Consider the following 19,117-nt stretch of genomic DNA (forward strand, 5'->3'; position numbering starts at 1 on the left):
TTTTTATTATTCCTATTTAAAGATTTCATCTATAATACCCGATAATATAATAAAAAACAAAAAGAATATAACAGAATAGCTCATCCATCTTATAAACTTATTTGACCAAAAAAATTTATTCTTTTCTAATTTATAATTAAAGTATATTCTTCCTGAAACAATAGATAGTAACAATATAAAAATATGCTTTTGATAATCAAATAAAAAATAAAAGATAAAATAATTTATAAATAGAAAAGGCAATATTGATAAAATTACAGGTTTAAATTCTATATTATCTTTTTCTTGTTTATATTGAGAATTTTTTATAGAGTCATCAATTAATTTACTGTATTTTTTAAAAATATTCATTTTAAATTCCACTTTGTATAGTTGAGCTTGATGCTAATAATATATTGTTAAAAAATAGACTTATAAATAGTAATAAATTTAAGATAAATTTCATTTTTTACTCTTTTTGTATTTTTCAATCAATTCTCTTTCTATTTTATCAATTCTTTTAAATTCTTTGTTTTTCTTTTCTTGTTCTTCTTTTTCAAATTCTTTGTAATCTTGTAACTCTCCACCGCATTTTGGGCAAATTTTATCTTTATCTTTTACATCAACATAATTATAAACTTTATGGCATTTTTTGCAACGGAAAAATTCAGGGATGTCTTTTATTTTTACAAAATAATAAACTACTAAAATAGCAAAAATAAAAAATAAAAGTAAAATACTTTTAAAATCTACATTTACCCATCCACGAAAATAATATTTACCAGTAAAAACAGACAATAAAAGTTCTATAAAGAGGATAAAAATAGTAATTTGCATAGAATATTTTACATGGATAAAATATTGCATAAATTATTTTCCTTTGATTATAAAATTAAAATTGTCTAAATTGTCATAGATATAGTATATTTTCCCAAAGTTTGTTTCTGGTGGCATGCTTTTGTTAAATATATCATTTGCAATTTCAAACCCAGCTGTTCCATATATCCAAACTCTTGGATCTGATTATATCATTTCCAAACCAATAAACATTATTAGGTATAATATAATTTATTGGTTTTGTTGTTGATATGGCTTGATTATCATCATATTTAGGTGAATATATATACGCACCATACATAAACCCTAAAAAAATTAAAAACAAAATCATTAAAAATAAATAAATCAAAACTTGAAAAGCAAAGCAAAATATATCTAATAAAAGCCACAAAAACTTAGTCATTAAATCCGCCTTGTAAAAAGATAAATTTCTCTAAAATGTCGATCAGCAATATAATTATATGTGAAATGTATAGCAAAGATTATCAATAATACACATAAAATTACAAATGCTGTATAAAAAATTTTTTTCATACTAATTTCTAACCCCTACTCAAAAGCCCAACTACTCGTATAAACAAAATAGCACCTATAAAAGCTAATGTAAAAAATAAAATTTTAAAAATTTTTATTAGTTTTTTCATTTTGATTTTCCTATGTCATCATAAGGAGTATTGCCATAAATAAAATACGGCAACATGTCTTACACCGGCTAAACCGGCTTTTATTGATGTTTTAGCATTTTGTTTAAGTATTGTTTGTGATAACATTTTAGTTCCTTGATTGGATAATAATCCTGCACCTATTTCTTATATTCATTGTTATTTTTATCTTTTACTCTATTTTTATTAATAAGTTTATATTTTTTAAAATTTAATTTTTGAACATCTTTTTGCTTATTTGGTTTTTGTTGTTTTTTAGGTTTGGTTGGGCTAAGGTTTGAAATTTTAGTTTTTTGGTTTATACGAGAATTTTCAATTTTATCTTTTTTAAAAATATAGTATTTATAGATAATTATTCCAAATATTAATATATAAGCGACTATACAAGGATAAATAAGCCAACCGTTACTTTTATAAACTGTTAACCATATGAGCCAACAAATCATAAAAATTAAAAATAGTATGTCTCTTTTTTTTCTATCCAGCATAGAAAAGTCGATAAAAAGTAAAATCAAAGCACATAAATAAAACATTATCCAACTAACTATTGGATAGTTTATTTCTAGTTTATATATGTTAGTCATAATTCCTGTTTCAATACCGTAATTCATATCAGTCACCATTGCCAAAACTATCTATGCTATAATATATTCCTTTTTTTACTCTTTCATTTACTATCTTAAAATATATATTATTCCAAAAAATACTGTCGTGCTTATCCATCCTATCTTTCAATTTATTTTGTCTATTTATGGTCTTAGCATCTTTTAATTGATTTTTTAAATTTTGTTTTGCTTTCCAAGAGTATTTAGCTGTGTTGTATGAGTCGATAATACTTGGCATTGTCGTTGCTCCTGCTACAGTGCTAAATATAATGCTATCGTAGTTTAAATCTATATTGTTAATATCTATATTTCCATTATTAATAATCTGGTCTATCGTTTGATCTCCTATTTGATTGGTGAAACATTTCGCGTATATTCTATTATTTTATCAGATAATATACAAAAAATATCTTTTTTATGTAATTAGTCTCATAATTTTTCATATATTTTTAACTTAAATTTTAATCCTTATATTTTACCGTATTAGTCTACCCGGCATTACAAAGTTTTTCAAAAAAATCATTTTCATCCCAAAAGTAGCATTCTATTACTTTTAAAATACCATTTTCTATAAAAATCATAGCACCACCTATGTTTTCGTTATTAAGAATTAAATTTACATTTCCAATAAAACCATTTTTAGTTGTTTTGGGCATATCTTCATTGTATGAAAAATAACAAAAATATCCACAAGGAGAAGCTTCTCTTTTAAAAACTTTTAATTTTTTAAATTGCTCATAAATTATTAAATCATTTAAATTATAACTTATCAACTCAACAATTTTAGCTTCCAAAATAGAAATATTTTTAAAATCATCAAGGTATAAACATTGTTCCGATTTCTGGTTTTCCATTTTTTATAACTCCTCTTACTTCAATCTCAAACCCATCTACATTAATTTTATATCCATTTGTAAAATTATTAGGTAACTTACCAGCGGATATTTCTTCCTTTAATGCGTCGATTGTAACATCATAAGCTTGCTTTGGATTATTTTGAAAATTTTCAAGAAATTTATCTAATTTATGCTCTTTTTTTGTTAAATATGTGGTTTATTTTGTTATCTATTTTATTTGTTTTATTTTTAATCACTTTCCCCACATCCACCACATCCCTTGGCGGAATTTTAGAGAAGTTATCAGCTATACCATTTATGCTTCCATCTATTGATTTATTTATTTTATGTGATATTTTGTTAGTGCTATTTTTAGCAATATCTTTTGTAAAACCAGTTAAGCCTACAAGATTAATTGTATCAAGTCCAGATATCAAAGCTATGTCATCACTTACACCTTCATAACCATATACTTTTTCTAGTTTGGCTAAATCATTATTTGACATATTTCTTATTAAGTTTTGTGTTCCACTTGTTCCATCTATAAAGATATTTTTTACTAGCTCTTTTCCTAAGTGTAGTAAAGTAGATGGAGTTTGTTTTTTAGCCCAACCATATAGATAGCTTGGTATTTTATCTGCATTATATACCAAATTTAAAGTATTGTTTTTTGCTGTCTCAAATGGAAGTGAACTTATATTTGGATGAATATATGCGTTGTAAAAATCAATATTATTCATAGCTGTATCAAAATATAATCTATTGTTTTTATAATCCAATCTATCTGCTGTAAATAATTTATTTCCGTTTTTAAAAGTTAAATTTGTGTTTGATAAAAACTCTTTTGCTTTTATATCTTCATTTCCAAGCATTAAAGACCATAAGTTATCGGTTTGCCTAAGTGCTTGTGATGATAATCTTGATATCGCTTCATCTTTTGATATACCATTTTCTATTGCAAATTCTTGAGCTTTTTCTTTTATAAACTCTATCTCATCTTTATGCAATTGCCTATTATACATTTCAGCATTTGTTGTAAGATTATATCCTTGCTTTGCTCCAGCTTCAGAGTTTATTAAAGCTCCTGTTAGAATTCCTGTCAGTTGTGAAGTTAGAATTTGTTCATCTTTATTAAGATTACTACTTAATGGAGTTAATAATTCATTTATACCTGAAATAATAGCTCCATCTAAAAAGCTTTCTCCTTGAATAGCATTTATGCTTCCACCTACTAATGAATGAAGTGCAGTTTTAGTTAAACTTCCATCTTTACTGTTTGTTATAAGTCCTATATCTCCTGCTTTTTTAAATAGATAGTTTCCTGTGCTAGAACTTATATTTGATAGTAGGCTATCTTTAAAATTTGTTCCATAAATTCCACTTTGTATGGCTGAGCTTGATGCTAATAATATATTGTTAAAAAATAGACTTATAAATAGTAATAAATTTAAGATAAATTTCATTTTTTACTCTTTTTGTATTTTTCAATCAATTCTCTTTCTATTTTATCAATTCTTTTAAATTCTTTGTTTTTCTTTTCTTGTTCTTCTTTTTCAAATTCTTTGTAATCTTGTAACTCTCCACCGCATTTGGGCAAATTTTATTTTTATCTTTTACATCAACATAATTATAAACTTTATGGCATTTTTTGCAACGCATAAAATCTGAATGTTTTGGCGTGTAAATTATCAACAATAAACCTGCTACAATAAATACTAAACCAGCTAAAATAGAATAATTACCCAAATATAGCGGTTCATAGTAGTGAAAAGTAAATTTCTTTGTTATATAAATTTCAAAGCCACTGATTATAAAAACTATTCCGCAAAGAATATAAACGAATTTATTCAATTGAAAATTAATAAATTTCATTTTTTTCATTTCAATATATATATAAACCAACCCTAAAATTATAACAACAATACCAACTGGAATATTTAACCCATATGGTATGGTGTCACCTTTTGGTATACCAAAAGGTGTTATTGCAGGATTTGGATCTACAAATATTGCAATACCTCCACAGATAATTATTATGCCAAATATGTAATTCATTATTTATTATATAGCCATTTATAGGCAAATTTAAGAACATATAATAAATTATCACTGCTTGCATTTGCTTCAAAGAAAAAACTATCCGCTTTTATATATATCCAAGACTCTTTATTATCCCAAAGATAGTCTATTTTTTGCTTAATAGTTTTGCTTTTTATGTTTAAGCTTATGATATCGGATATATCAAAATTAAATTTATCACATTCTTTTTTATATAAATTTAGTTTAGTCATATACTTACCCATTAGTTTTTCATAATTAATCTGTTTTAACTCCAAGTCAATATCGGCTTTTCTTTTTAAGTGAATGTCTTCTGCCCATTTTTCACCATTTACTAAACTTTCAAAAAAATTATTTTTATCTTCTGCCATCTCTTTATATGAGATAATAATCTCATTTTTATTTTTTGAATATATCCAGTTCTTATATGGAATATCAAAATTTATAATTCGAAAGTATTCGCAACTGTCATATAACGGATAACTGTTATCATGATCCCATTGTGTGAAATATTGAATTTTTTGCAAGTTATCATGCGAAATATATATGCGTATGCCATAAACTATGTAATGGCTTTTGAAAACCAAAATATCATCACTATGTTTTATACATTTTACTTTCATTTTTACCTTTCGTCTTTAAATTTAAAATCATCTACCGAAACTTAAAAAATATGTTTGATAAGTATTGACATCTATTTTATAGTCAATAAAATCTTTCATTAACTCCAAAAAAATTATTATAAATCACAAACTACATATTTTTATTACATTATTTCAATAATTTTTAACTAAAAAAATCAGCTCTGTTTTTTGGAAATCTTATCAGCGGTTTTTCCGATAATTTTAAAATATCAACATCCGATAATAATGATTCATCCTTATAGGCACTTAAAGTTGCTTCGCACAGTATTTCATCTTCATCATAAAAATGAATTTCAGCTATATTTCCTACAACATTATCAAGCCTATCTTTTTTTGGTGAATAATAAAAATCAAAACTTCCACTTTTATCAGGCCATTTTTGTATAAAATCACTAAATTTATATTTAATATTTAAATATGGTGCCTTTAAATTTTCTAATAAAATTTCCACTAATAATTTTTCAGATGCATTAATTTTTTTAATATTATTTTTCAACTGTTATCCTTCCAATATTATATGTTCCATCTTGCAATTTATAAACTCTATATTCCAAATTATATTTGCCAAGTTTAATTTTATAGCTTTTTTGATTTTTATCAATTTTAGAAATAAAATCATTTTTAATTTCTTTTTTAACCATATTTATATCTAATGTTGTATCTTGTTTTATATGCCTTTCAGCATGATATTGCGCATTTTTATTTCCTCCGAATTGAATTTTAATGCTATCCGTTTCATTTGCTATATTTTTATAAACCTTACTTCCACTTTTTATACCTTTACTTATACCAACTCCGACACTTGGTATCACTACTGGAGCTAAACTTCCTGTAAGTTCTCCGTAATGTCTGTTTGTATTTGTGGTATCATTTAAAAACTTATCTAAATTTGCTTTTTCATAAGTTTGTCTTAGATTGTTTCCGTATTCATATCCGGAGTTTATAGGATTTAGCATTGCAATTAACATATCTTTTGCAGTATTTAATGGATTGGTTATTACTTGATGGGTTAAGTCCTTATATGGTTTATATACTCCTTGCGCCAGATTTAAACCAGATATCTTGGTATTGTTTGTTATGCCATCAATTCCAAGATATTTATTATAAAAGTCTTTATTTTCTGCATAGCCTTTTAAATTTGAGTATCTGTTATAGTATTGTTCTTTTGTAGCAAAGCCAACTCCTGTTAATTCATTATTGTCTATAAATGCAGTTTTAGAATAGTCTAAATTGTTTTTTATAAAATCTTGAGAATTCAATACTTCAACAGCTTTATCTTCATCTAAATTTTTAATATAAAACTCATTTGCATCATTATCTACTAAAGCATAATATCCTTTAGCTATTACATTTGTAGCCTCATCTAAAGATATGTTTTTCTTTTTAGCATAAAGTTTTGATAATTCTTTTATTTTTTTCATATCTCCTTTATGCAATTGCCTATTATACATTTCGGCACTTGTTGTAAGATTATATCCTTGCTTTGCTCCAGCTTCAGAGTTTATTAAAGCTCCTGTTAGAATTCCTGTCAGTTGTGAAGTTAGAATTTGTTCATCTTTATTAAGATTACTACTTAATGGAGTTAATAATTCATTTATACCTGAAATAATAGCTCCATCTAAAAAGCTTTCTCCTTGAATAGCATTTATGCTTCCACCTACTAATGAATGAAGTGCAGTTTTAGTTAAACTTCCATCTTTACTGTTTGTTATAAGTCCTATATCTCCTGCTTTTTTAAATAGATAGTTTCCTGTGCTAGAACTTATATTTGATAGTAGGCTATCTTTAAAATTTGTTCCATAAATTCCACTTTGTATGGCTGAGCTTGATAAAGTATTTGCTATATCGGCATATGATATATCTAAATAATTTGAGTTTATTAAATTTGAATTTGTTAAGTAAGTAGAACTATTTATATATGAGCTTGCCATACTACCAATTCCTGCACTTAAGGCTGATTTGGTTAAAGAGTCGATATCAAATTTAACTTTACCGTTTGATAATATCATATTACTAGCTTGGATAGAAGTATTTGCTATAACGGCATTTGTTACGGCTGCTGTTGTAGCTGCACTTGCTCCTGTAGTTCCAAGACTTGCTGCAAATGCACTTCCAGCTCCTGCTGTAAGATAAGTAGTTACTGCTGTAGCTATAAGTGTTCCTATTCCGCTTAGAGTTGTTGTTTTATCATTCCACTCTTTTGAGTTTAGAGTAGCTTTTATTTGATTTATCTCTTTTATATTTAAAGTTTTGTTTGAACTTAATTCTTTTAATACATTTTCTTTAAGCTCAAATGAGTTTAAAGAATTTGAAATTTCAGTATATGTTTTAGTGTCAAGTTTATTTGTTATATCTTTACCGTTTAATATAAACTTATTATCTACTTGAATGATTGAAGGAATTTCTATTTCTTTTATACTTCCTTTATCTTCAATTGTAGCCGTAATGATTCCTGATCTGGTTTTAAATTCGGTATGAGAATTTGTTTCTTTGGATGAGATTAAATTTAATAATTTTGCTTGAATATCAATGTTTGTTGATTTTAAATTTGAAGCTATTACATTTATATTGTTTGCTTTTAAATTTATACTATTTGCACTGAATAGATTTGATGAGCTTTGAGAGATAGTTGTATCGTTTATTTTAGATGAACTTTTACTAAGACCTCCAAAGCTTGATTTATCAGTTTGTTTGTCGTAGTAATTAGTATAAGAAGCTGAAGCTATATTTATATTGCCGTTATTTGAAACGATAGATATAGTGCCTTTATTACCGTTTTTTGAATTATTTATATTATCGTTTAAATCTTTTTTATTTGAACTTTGATTTGCAATTAAATTTACGCTTTGTAAATTTATGCCATTGTTTGCATTGATATAAATATTTTCCCCATCTATATTCGAGCTTTTTACCTCTTGTTGTAATGATTTTATAAGTTCCGTTTTTTTAGACATAAATCCTTTTGAAGTTGATTTTATTTCATTGTAATCACTGTTTGTTGATGAAAGAATATTTATATTATCTCCTGCATTTATTTCTATATCTTTATTTGAGTTTAAATTTGAACTTATTAAAGTTATATCTTTATTTGCCTTTAATAAAATATTTTCTTTTGCATTTAAGTTTGATCCTATGTTATACTCATACTCTCTTTTATAATATCCCCCGCTCATAGAAAAATCATATGAGCCTTTATCTTTTACAGTTTCACTTAAGATGTTGTTATTTGCAAACAGGGCTATATTTTTATTTGAGTTTATGTTTGAGCCTATTAGATAGATACTATCTTTTGCATTTAATACTGTATCACCTTTGGTTGAAGTAATAGTTGAAATATCTGCTATATTTGTAAAGCTTTCTTTCCCATAAGAGTGAGTTAGGGTGTTTGTATTTGATAAGGTTTGATTTACAATATTATTTGCATTTAGATATACGCTTCCTGCCTTGATATATGAAGAGAGATTTAAGATATCATTATTTGCATTTAGAATTAACTCATTATTTGCCTTTATATCTGCAAATTTATTTGTAATGTTGTTTGCATTTATCTTTATGTAGTTATTGCTTATAATGCCTGAGTAGTTATTTAAATTTCCATCTATATCTAGAGAAATTCCATCTCCTGCATATATTAAAGATGAAGCATCTATCGGCTTACCGTCTTTAAATAATATGCTTTTTAAAGCGCTGTTTCTAAAGTTATAAATAGAAGTCAGTTTATTATGCATATAATCACTGTTCGGAATGTTTTCATCAAATATGTAGCTAGTATTTAAGTAGTAATGTCTTTTATCAGTAGGATTTATTTTATTATCTTTAAAGATCGGATTTTTAGCGTTAATAATAAAAACATTATCTTTACTTAATGATACGGTTCGGGTTAAATCCTGTTTATTTAAATCTTTTGATTCGTATGGGTTTTTAAAATCTTTATTTTCGATATTGTTTGAGTCGATGTTTTGATGTGAGATTAATGTTTGATTGTATCCAAGCAGTGATTTATATGATATATCCTTATCGTCTTTCATAAAATCAGGTGTTTTATTTATTATTATATCTGTGCTATTTGGTTTTTTGTTATCAAGATTTGTTAAAGTTCCGGTTATTTTACCGTTTGCTGCAAATATAGATGAATATCCTGTAAGCGAATAGTTTTTTTGTTTGGTTGAAGTATAACCGCCTTTACCGCTGTGGCTTTTATGTTTCCATCTGTATTCGCCTTTAGCATTCATCTCATAATTAAGATCAAGTCCTTGATTAATTAAATTCGTATCTTTTAAATTTATATCCTTGTTTGCAAATACTATGCTTTTATCATTTAATAAATTATTTGTTAAGAAATTTATATTGCCTTTTGAAATTATGTTTGAAGGTCTGAATTTGGCCAAGCTGTCTTTATCTATATGCTCTTTAGTGAAAGTGTATCTTATTTCCCTTCCCTCTTCTTTTTTATGCGGTTTACCTCTTGAAACTGTTATTTGATTATTTTTTGTATCTATATAGATATTTTTTATAAATTTTTCCGATTCTCCTGGTAAATTTTCATTATTAAATTCGGTTAATACATATAAAGTTTCATCTAAAGGTGTTAATTTTTTAATAAGTTCGTTATTTAATGTTTTATCATCTATCTGATTATTATATTTATCTAAAATTTCATTTTTTATTTTTAATACTGTATTTTTATCGACACTTAAATTTAAAACCGCATTGCTGCATTCAAATCCGCCCCAACCATCACATCCTAAATATATTGTTTTTTTGATTTTTTCTTTTACCACTTTAAGTTCATCAAGTGATCTGTTATTAAGCTCTTTAGCATTTATGTTCATATCACTTTCTGAATACATCAAAGATGAGAGATTATCTATTTTAGAGCTTTTATAATTTTTATAGTTATCATCATTTAAAATTAAAATATTGTCATCTGAAATTTTATCTTTTACATAAAAGATATTTAGGTTTTTATCCGATATTATATTTGAGCTATCTTTATTTATAAGAGTATTTGTATTTAAAATCATATCATCTTTACTATAAAGAGTTGATTTATCTATATTTAAAATATCGTTTGAATTAATTATCAAAGCTTTGTTTGAATAGATATTTGCTTTATTGTTCATTAAATAATTAGAGTTTATAAAAAGATTTTTATTTGATGCTATTTCGCCAAAGTTATTTAAATTTAAATATGAGTTTAAACTCATATCGTTTAATGAGTGAATAGTGCCTTTATTTGTTATATTGTTTGCATTTATTATAAGGTTATTGTTTGATATAAGCTTTGTATTATTTATAAAATCATCTGTTGTTTTTATAAAGATATCTTTATTTGCATAAAAGCCACCATTATAATCTATAGTATCTTTTGTGATTAAAGATAAATTATTTCCTGCTTGAAGATTTCCGTGATTACTGTATTTATCGGTATTTATAAATAGATTTTTATTTGAGATGATAAATCCATCTTTATTATTAAGAAGTGATGAGTTTAAATTAAGATCTAAATAAGCACCTATATAGCCTAAAGTATTATTTAAAGAATCTTTAATCTTTATATCTAACAATTTATTTGAAATAATATTTCCGTTTGAGTTATTTAAATTAACGGAAGTTATTTTTAAATCTTTTGAGAAAATTCCTTTATCCGAAGTATCTTTATTTATAATATCGTCTGCTTTTATAAAAGCACTGTTTGAGGCATATATCAGATTTCTGTTATTTAGCATATCCGCTTTTATATCAAGACTATCGTAAGATATAATGTTTGAATCTTTGTCATTGTTAATTAAAGAAGAATTGATAGCAATATTTTTTGCTTTTATATCGCCTTGATTTTTTATCTCTTTAGAGGCTATATTTAAATTATTATTTGAAACTATTTCTTTGTTTGTATAAAGACAACTTGCTTTTATAAAAGCATTGCCGCCTGATAATAACGAACTTAGATTTAAATTTAAATTATTGTTTGAGTTTATATTTATGACATTGTTTGAAACAATGTCGGATTTATCCGAATTAAGATCGTTTAAAACTCTTATGCCGATACTGCTATCCGCTATAAATTTCGAAGTCGTTAAAAACATATTGTTTGAATAAGTATTTATTTTATTTGAGCTTAAAATAGAGTTTATATTATTTATATCTTCTTTTACATTCAGACTTATATTTTTATTCGATGAAATTCTGGAGTTTATATTATTTATATCTTTGTTTGCATTTAAGCTTATATTATTGTTTGAAATGATTTGAGAATTTTCATTGAAGATATTTTCATTTGAAGTTAAACTTATATTTTTTAAAGATGAAATATTTGAACTGCTTTTATTATTTATATCCTTATTCGAGTTTATGAATAAATTTCCGTTTGAATGAAATTTTGAAGATTTTTGAGTAAAATCATTTAAATCAAGATTTACATCTTTATCTATTATGAAATTTGAGTTTTTATTATTTATAGAGTTTAATTTATCGTTTATACTTAAAATATTCAGATTTGAATTTTCATTAAAGATATCTTCGGATATATTTAAATTCAATTCGTTTGAAAGTATTTTAGAGTTTTCGTTAAAGATTGTATCTTTAATGATTATTTGACTTCGGTTGTTATTTTTATCTTTGTTTTTATTTGTTGTGTTTTCTTTAGTGTCAGAGTTTGTATTTTTATTGTTATCTTTTTTATCTTCTTGATTATTTAAGCTTTCTTTTCCGATGACGGAGTTTTTATTTATTAAATTGTTTGACCTGATATTCAGCTTTGAATCCGTTTGAATGATTGAGTTTTTATTGTTTATGCTGTTTGAGTTTATGTTTAGAGATTGTGATTTTAATAAAGCTTTGCTTTTATCGTTTCCTATATTTTTTATGTTTTCGGCTTTTATGTTTATATTGTTATTTGATATTATCTCGCCGTTATTTATTAAATTTCCGTTTGTGTCTATTTTTACGGAGCTATTTGCAATTATCTTACCTTGATTATTTACTCCAAGACCCTCTTTAGTTCCTATTAGTTTTATCTTATTTGCATACATTCCGCCAAGATTTGACGAATCGATTAAAAATTTAATATCTTCATCGTTTGATTTGTTGTTTGTTTTTGTATCTTTATCGCTACCGTTTAGCTTTGTTATTTTTTTATCTTCGGAAATGGAATTTTTACCGGTTATTATATTTATCTCATTTGCATGAATGTTTGCATTTATCTTTGTAGAATAAGAGATTATGTTTAAATAATCGCTTTCATCTTTTAAGCCGTTATTATTTATAGAAATTTCACCTTTATTTACATCTATTTTATTTAAAGCTCCATCTTTAAATTTAAGCTCTCCTGTAGTTAAAGTAGTTGATTTGGAGTTTATAAAATGAACTCCATCTATATCTATACCACTAGGATTTGCTATCATAAGATCAGCTTTATCACCTGCTATTTCTATATTTCCTTTTAAGCTACTTTTTTTATCTGAGTTTATCTTATTTACAATAAGTTTGGCTGAGCCTTCGCTTAGTCTTGGATTTGCATGTATATAGCCTCCTGTTATAGTATCTGCTCCATTTCTTGAATTATTAAGTATCGTTCCATCATCTGTTGTATTAAATTTAGAGTATTCGTTTATTGATACTCCTTTATTGTTTGGTTTAACGATATCAACTTGTATAGCATTATTTGGAGTTTTTAAAATGGTAGGACGACTTGCAATTGGTGAGTTTTTATCGGGTAGAATTTCTGCAAAACTGAAAGTCGGTGTAAAGATTAAAGAAAAAGAAATTGCCATACTTATAGGCAAAGACGGTTTTACACCGATTAGTTTTTTTGAAAATTTAGATTTAAATTTCATGTCCATCTCCATTAAAAATTATAATTTATAGAAAAATTTAAAACGGCATCATTGCTTTCATAAAATTCAGGTTTTTTTATAGGAAATCCAAGCAAAGCATCATAAGAGAGTGAGCCGTATTTGTTAAAATTTCCTTTTAAACCGATACCTGAGCCGATTAAAGTATTATCAGTCATATAATTTGAACTTTTTCCGCCTACCTTGCCAAAGTCAAAAGCTGCATAAATAAAATGATTATTAAATATGCCGTATTCCAAAGTATTTCTTATATAATACCCTCTATCTCCTACCAGGCTCATTTTACCGTCAAATCCTCTTACGCTGTAGTATCCGCCGATATTTAATCTTTCCTGCAAGGTTAGAGGAGTTTTATTCCACATTGAATGAATATTGAGATCATAAGTAAGCGGTATATTTGTTCCACTTTTTCTAAAACGAATATCGGAACTTATAGTTTCAAATCTATTTGTTCCTTCATTGTATTCTTCTTCAGGAGCCTGTAAAGACCCTCTTGCACCAGTTGCTTTTTTGTATGATAATCCTAAAGATAAAAAGCCGTTTTCTATAAAAAATTGTGAGTTTAGTCCTGCTTCATAACCTGCAGTTTTTTTTCTTTGATTGTCTAATTCATAATCTTCTATATAGTTTTTATTCTCTTTTTCCCAAAGTCTAAAAAATAAACTATTTTTTGAAATTTGATCTCTATAATATAAATAATTTAAAGTTAAATTTCTTCTTTTACTTTTTCCGCTATATTTATAAACTCCAAAAGCTCCAAGGATTGCTTGATCGTAATTATATCCGTATTCGTTAAAATCAAGTAAAAATCTGTCAAACGGAACCGAAAGTCCGTAATAAATATTATCGCTTCCTCCTCTTCGGCTTTCATCGTTGATATTTTGTTCATCGGTTTTAAATATATTTTTTGAAAAAGATGAGTAAAAAATTTCATTAAAACCAAGTAAATTTAAAGCATTAATATTAAGTCCGCCCTGATATTTTCCTGTTTCTTTACTTCCTAAATTATCAAATGATAAAGAAAAGCTTAACGGACTTTTTTCATCTTTTGAAATATTTATATTGCTATAATTTTCTTTTTTAGACGGTAAAATTTCTACGGAAACTTTACCTAAAGAAGCGTTTTGAATGGTTTCAAGAGCTTGTTCGATATCTCTTAAATTTAAATTTTTATCTTTTTTATCTCCGCCGAATGCACCGAATAATGAAATTTTATTTTTAGTGGAATTTTTATCATTTATATTAATAGTGTCTATTTTTCCTGGTATTATTTCAAATTTTAGAGTTTTACTTTTTAAATTTTGAGAAGGTAAATTTACGTAAGTCGTAATAAATCCGGCTTTTAAAATTTCATTATAAAAAGCGTTATAAATAATATTTATACTCTCTTGCCCTATACAGGTTCTGTATTTAAAGCCTACTTCTTTCAGAGCTTTTCTAAGATATTTTTTAAATTTATCGCTTTCATTGCCGATCAGTAACACTTCATCAATTTCAAAGCAAGGATTTTCATTTGGGATAATGGCTGAAATTTGATTTTGTTTGGGAGTTAAAATAATATTTGAACTCTCTTTTTGGCTTTCTATAAACTTTAATCTATCTTCTTCCTGCTTGGCTTGAGTTTGAGAAATATCATCCAGTGTATTTGCAAAAATGGTAATTACAGATAAAATAAAAATAATAAATAAACGCATACGAAATTGTATGACAACGATACTTAAGAAATCATTATAATTTTAACCGAGTATAAATTATTGTTTATTTTTAAAATTTAACTCAATTTTTACTCAAAATTTTATATAATTTTTGCAAAATTTAAGTAATAAAAAAGGACTGAAATGAGCGAATTTACACACTTGCACTTACATACCGAATACTCACTTCTTGACGGTGTAAATAAAATAGACAATCTTGCTAAAATTTTAAAAGAGCGCGGCACAAAAGCCGTGGCGATTACAGATCACGGAAATATGTTCGGCGCGATAGAATTTTATAAAACAATGAAAAAAAACGGTATAAAACCGATTATCGGAATGGAAGCTTATATCCACAATCACGACAAATTAGACGATAAAAGTGATAAGCAACGCTTTCACCTGATACTTCTTGCAAAAAATGAAATCGGTTACAAAAATCTGATATATCTTAGTTCAAAAGCCTTTTTGGACGGATTTTATTATTATCCGAGAATAAATAAAAATTTGCTGCGTGCGCACCATGAAGGGATTATTTGCAATGCAGCCTGCATAGCCGGCGAAATCGGATTTCATCTAAATTTAAGCGAACGAAATATAAAAAGAGGAGCGAAAGGATATGAAGGCGCTAAAAAAGCGGCACTTGAATATAAAGAAATTTTTGGCGACGATTTTTATCTTGAAATAATGCGCCACGGATATACCAGCCAACTTCGCATAGACGACGACTTAATCCGTCTCTCAAGAGAAACCGGTATAAAACTTATCGCTTCAAATGACGCTCACTACACGAATCAGGCAGGGCACGATTTGCAAGACATTTTCGTTTGTCTTTCGACCGGATCTGTTTTAAGTGATCCTAAAAGAATGCACCACACCGTGCGCCAACTTTATGTAAAAACCGACGAAGAGATGAAAGAAATTTTTGCGGATATTCCTGAAGTTATAGAAAATACGCAAGAAATAGCAAATAAATGCAATCTTAGTTTTGCATTTGACGATCCTAATTATCATCCTACGGCCCCGAATTTTAAATTTACAAGAGAAAAAGCGAACCTTATAAATTTAACTTTGCCTGAGGCGAATGAAGAATACAGTAAAAAAAACGATGATTTGCTTTTTGAGACATTGTGCCGTGACGGACTTACAAAACGTTTGGAATTTATAGCGCCCGAAAAACATGAAATTTATAAAGCACGTCTTGAAAAAGAGATACAAATTATCGAAAAAATGGGCTTTGGCGGATATATGTTAATCGTGCAGGACTTCATCAACTGGGCAAAAGACCACGATATTCCTGTAGGTCCTGGACGTGGATCGGCTGCAGGTTCGCTTTGTGCTTATTCTTTACGTATCACAGATCTTGATCCGATTCCTTATAATCTGCTTTTTGAGCGATTTTTAAATCCAGATCGTATAAGTATGCCCGATATCGATGTAGATTTTGCGCAAGCAAGACGTGAAGAAGTTTTTGAATATGTATCTAATAAATACGGTAAAGAAAACGTAGCGCAAGTGGCGACTTTCGGTAAACTTCTTGCAAGAGGCGTTATAAGAGACGTTGCAAGAGTTTGCGAAATGCCGCTTTATAAAGCGGATGCAATGGCTAAACTTGTACCGGAACAACTCGGTATAACTCTTAACGGCGAAGGAGAACCAGGAAGTGAAAAATATAAACCCGGAGCATTTCAACTGGAACCTAAAATAAAAGATTTGGTAGAACAGGATCCATTGGCTAAAAAAGTTTGGGATTATTCGCTTGGACTTGAAGGACTTAACAGAAATACCGGAATGCACGCGGCAGGTGTAGTAATTTCAAACGATCCGCTTTGGAACAAAGTACCGCTTTTCCGTCAGACAAAAAGCGATGATGGACACTACATCACTCAATACACAAAACTCTATCTTGAAGATGTGGATTTGATAAAATTCGACTTCTTGGGATTAAAAAACTTGGATGTCATCGCAAATGCGATAAAACTTATAAAAAGAAGATATAACAAAGATATAGTTTGGGAAAATATAGACTTTAACGATAAAAAAACATACGAAACGATTCAAAGCGGAAACACGTTTGGAATATTCCAAATAGAAAGTCCTGGAATGCAAAAACTGGCAACCGGATTAAAACCGGATTGCTTTGAAGATATAATCGCGATGATTTCGATATTTCGTCCCGGTCCTATGGAACTTATTCCGGATTTTATAGCAAGAAAACACGGCGAAGCGAAAGTCGAATACATAATGCCTGAAATAAAAGAAATTTTGGAGCCTACATACGGAATTATCGTATATCAAGAGCAAGTTATGCAAATCGTACAAAAAATCGGCGGTTTTTCGCTTGGCGAAGCGGATCTTGTGCGAAGAGCTATGAGTAAAAAAGATGAAAAAAAATTAGCTCATATGAGAGAACAATATTTAGATGGCGCCAAAAAACTTGGCTTTGATACAAACAAAGCAAATGAGCTTTTTGATTTGATTATGAAATTTGCAAGTTATGGATTTAATAAATCTCACGCGGCGGCTTATTCAATGATAACATTTCAAACGGCGTATTTAAAAACATATTATCCGGCTGAGTTTATGGCTGCTTTGCTGACTTCTGAAGAAAGCAACGCTGATAAGGTTTTGACATACATTGACGAAGCCAAACGCCTTGGAATTACCATTTTACCACCATCAATAAATAAAAGTATCCGCGAGTTCAGCGTTACGGACGACGAAAATGCACCAAGCAAAACAGCCATTATTTACGGTCTTGGCGCTATTAAAGGCGTAGGTTTGGCAGGAATAGAAAATATTATTGAACTAAGAGATGAAAAGCCGTTTGAAACAATTGACGATTTTGCAAGCAGAGTTGATAATTTTAAAGTAAATAAAAAAGTTATAGAAGCGCTAACTTGTGCAGGAGCGATGGACTGTCTTGGAAAAACCAGAAAAGCGCTTCTACAAAATAGTGAAAATATCGTAGATGCAATGAAAAAAGCTGCGATTTTAAGAGATGAAGCTACCTCATCGTTAAATTTCGGAGACGAAAGTTTTTTTGATATTAAAGTAAATTTTGAAGATACAAAAGAGGAATTCAAGCGCAAAGAGCTTTTAAAACTTGAACAGCAAAGTATCGGAATTTATCTTTCCGGACATCCTCTTGATGATTTTAAAGATGAAATTTCATCGATAAACTACACAAGCACTACGGATTTTGAAAATACCGATGACGGCGAAATTTTATGTGTAGGAAAAATAGAATCCATAACCAAAAAAATCACAAAATCAGGTAAGCAAATGGGAATAATAAGCGTTCTTGATTTTGGCGGAATATTTGAAATGACGGCTTTTGATCAAAATTTAGCGCTTCTTTTAACTTTAAGTGAAGAAGAACTTGAAATTCCAAGAGCTTTTCACGTAAGATTTAGTAAAAACGGAAATTTTGCACAAATTTCTTTAATCAAAATGATGGCGTTGCAAGAAGCAAAAAGCGGCGATTTTAAAACCAAAACCTACAAACGATCAAATTACAAAGGCAATAATAATTCCAATTCATCTTATAATAAACCTGTAAAAAATATAGAAAATTTTGAAATTTTACTAAATCTTTGTGATTTGAACAAAGAAAAAATCAATGAAATTTACACGCTTGCTCACAGTGATTTTAAAACAAATCCGCAAAATTTCAAAAAACTGATATTAAAAGTTCAAACTAAAAACGAAATTTTAACTTATGACACGGAATTTCTGGTAAGCGAAAATTTCAAAATGGAAATTGATAAAATTTTGGCGGCTTAAAATTTAACTGAGGTAATAAAATGAGTGATTAAAAAAATATTTATATATTTTACAAAGTTTTGAATAAAGGTGAAATTTCAATATAAAATTTTGAATTTTTGTAAACTGAAATTTTAAATTCACTTTATAAAATTTCAGTAATTTAAAAATTATTTAAAGGATA

General features: G+C 27.5%; 12 protein-coding genes. 1 reads left to right on the forward strand and 11 read right to left on the reverse strand.

The features are described from left to right. Positions 1-12 precede the first annotated feature (12 nt). The 11 genes from CHAB381_RS07125 to CHAB381_RS07180 form a co-directional block, all read right to left on the reverse strand. Positions 13-351 (reverse strand): hypothetical protein, encoded by a 339-nt coding sequence (locus tag CHAB381_RS07125; protein WP_041570529.1) that lies wholly within the window; start codon positions 349-351, stop codon positions 13-15. Between the two features lie 90 nt (positions 352-441). Then, positions 442-846 (reverse strand): adenylate kinase, encoded by a 405-nt coding sequence (locus tag CHAB381_RS09035; RefSeq protein ID WP_012109366.1) that lies wholly within the window; start codon positions 844-846, stop codon positions 442-444. A gap of 772 nt (positions 847-1,618) precedes the next feature. Continuing rightward, entirely contained in the window at positions 1,619-2,089 is a 471-nt protein-coding gene (locus tag CHAB381_RS07140; RefSeq protein WP_012109367.1) for a hypothetical protein, read from the reverse strand. A 1-nt stretch (position 2,090) separates the two neighbouring features. Next, a complete protein-coding gene (locus CHAB381_RS07145) occupies positions 2,091-2,321 on the reverse strand; it encodes a hypothetical protein (RefSeq protein WP_012109368.1) in 231 nt (76 codons plus the stop codon). A 250-nt stretch (positions 2,322-2,571) separates the two neighbouring features. After that, positions 2,572-2,937 (reverse strand): hypothetical protein, encoded by a 366-nt coding sequence (locus tag CHAB381_RS07150; protein ID WP_012109369.1) that lies wholly within the window; start codon positions 2,935-2,937, stop codon positions 2,572-2,574. A 170-nt stretch (positions 2,938-3,107) separates the two neighbouring features. Beyond that, complete coding sequence (locus CHAB381_RS07155; RefSeq protein WP_012109370.1) at positions 3,108-4,382, reverse strand: DUF637 domain-containing protein; 1,275 nt, start codon at positions 4,380-4,382, stop codon at positions 3,108-3,110. 37 nt (positions 4,383-4,419) lie between these two features. Then, entirely contained in the window at positions 4,420-4,974 is a 555-nt protein-coding gene (locus CHAB381_RS09040; RefSeq protein ID WP_012109371.1) for a hypothetical protein, read from the reverse strand. After that, positions 4,974-5,600, reverse strand: a complete 627-nt coding sequence (locus tag CHAB381_RS07165; protein ID WP_012109372.1) for a hypothetical protein — start codon at positions 5,598-5,600, stop codon at positions 4,974-4,976. Before CHAB381_RS07165 ends, CHAB381_RS09040 begins: the two co-directional genes overlap by 1 nt. Before the next feature lie 163 nt (positions 5,601-5,763). Then, positions 5,764-6,117 carry a DUF6984 family protein gene (locus CHAB381_RS07170; protein ID WP_041570530.1) on the reverse strand — a complete coding sequence of 118 codons (354 nt, stop codon included), beginning with the start codon at positions 6,115-6,117 and terminating at the stop codon, positions 5,764-5,766. Further along, positions 6,107-13,456, reverse strand: coding sequence for a two-partner secretion domain-containing protein (locus tag CHAB381_RS07175; RefSeq protein ID WP_012109373.1), 7,350 nt, complete (start codon positions 13,454-13,456; stop codon positions 6,107-6,109). The genes CHAB381_RS07170 and CHAB381_RS07175 overlap by 11 nt, the downstream gene beginning before the upstream one ends. 11 nt (positions 13,457-13,467) lie before the next feature. Continuing rightward, on the reverse strand, positions 13,468-15,168 hold the full coding sequence (locus CHAB381_RS07180) for a ShlB/FhaC/HecB family hemolysin secretion/activation protein (RefSeq protein WP_012109374.1): 1,701 nt from the start codon (positions 15,166-15,168) through the stop codon (positions 13,468-13,470). A gap of 144 nt (positions 15,169-15,312) precedes the next feature. On the opposite strand from CHAB381_RS07180, the gene dnaE reads away from it, so the two are divergent. Next, positions 15,313-18,954: a DNA polymerase III subunit alpha gene (gene dnaE, locus CHAB381_RS07185; protein ID WP_012109375.1), complete on the forward strand. Its 3,642-nt coding sequence runs from the start codon at positions 15,313-15,315 to the stop codon at positions 18,952-18,954. Positions 18,955-19,117 lie beyond the last annotated feature (163 nt).

It is taken from the genome of Campylobacter hominis ATCC BAA-381 (assembly GCF_000017585.1).
GTDB classification, from domain to species: domain Bacteria; phylum Campylobacterota; class Campylobacteria; order Campylobacterales; family Campylobacteraceae; genus Campylobacter_B; species Campylobacter_B hominis.

Coding starts and splice junctions, on each gene's coding strand:
- CHAB381_RS07125 (WP_041570529.1), bottom strand. CDS start 351: ATGAATATTTTTAAAAAATACAGTAAATTAATTGATGACTCTATAAAA.
- CHAB381_RS09035 (WP_012109366.1), bottom strand. CDS start 846: ATGCAATATTTTATCCATGTAAAATATTCTATGCAAATTACTATTTTT.
- CHAB381_RS07140 (WP_012109367.1), bottom strand. CDS start 2,089: ATGAATTACGGTATTGAAACAGGAATTATGACTAACATATATAAACTA.
- CHAB381_RS07145 (WP_012109368.1), bottom strand. CDS start 2,321: ATGCCAAGTATTATCGACTCATACAACACAGCTAAATACTCTTGGAAA.
- CHAB381_RS07150 (WP_012109369.1), bottom strand. CDS start 2,937: ATGGAAAACCAGAAATCGGAACAATGTTTATACCTTGATGATTTTAAA.
- CHAB381_RS07155 (WP_012109370.1), bottom strand. CDS start 4,382: ATGAAATTTATCTTAAATTTATTACTATTTATAAGTCTATTTTTTAAC.
- CHAB381_RS09040 (WP_012109371.1), bottom strand. CDS start 4,974: ATGAATTACATATTTGGCATAATAATTATCTGTGGAGGTATTGCAATA.
- CHAB381_RS07165 (WP_012109372.1), bottom strand. CDS start 5,600: ATGAAAGTAAAATGTATAAAACATAGTGATGATATTTTGGTTTTCAAA.
- CHAB381_RS07175 (WP_012109373.1), bottom strand. CDS start 13,456: ATGAAATTTAAATCTAAATTTTCAAAAAAACTAATCGGTGTAAAACCG.
- CHAB381_RS07180 (WP_012109374.1), bottom strand. CDS start 15,168: ATGCGTTTATTTATTATTTTTATTTTATCTGTAATTACCATTTTTGCA.
- dnaE (WP_012109375.1), top strand. CDS start 15,313: ATGAGCGAATTTACACACTTGCACTTACATACCGAATACTCACTTCTT.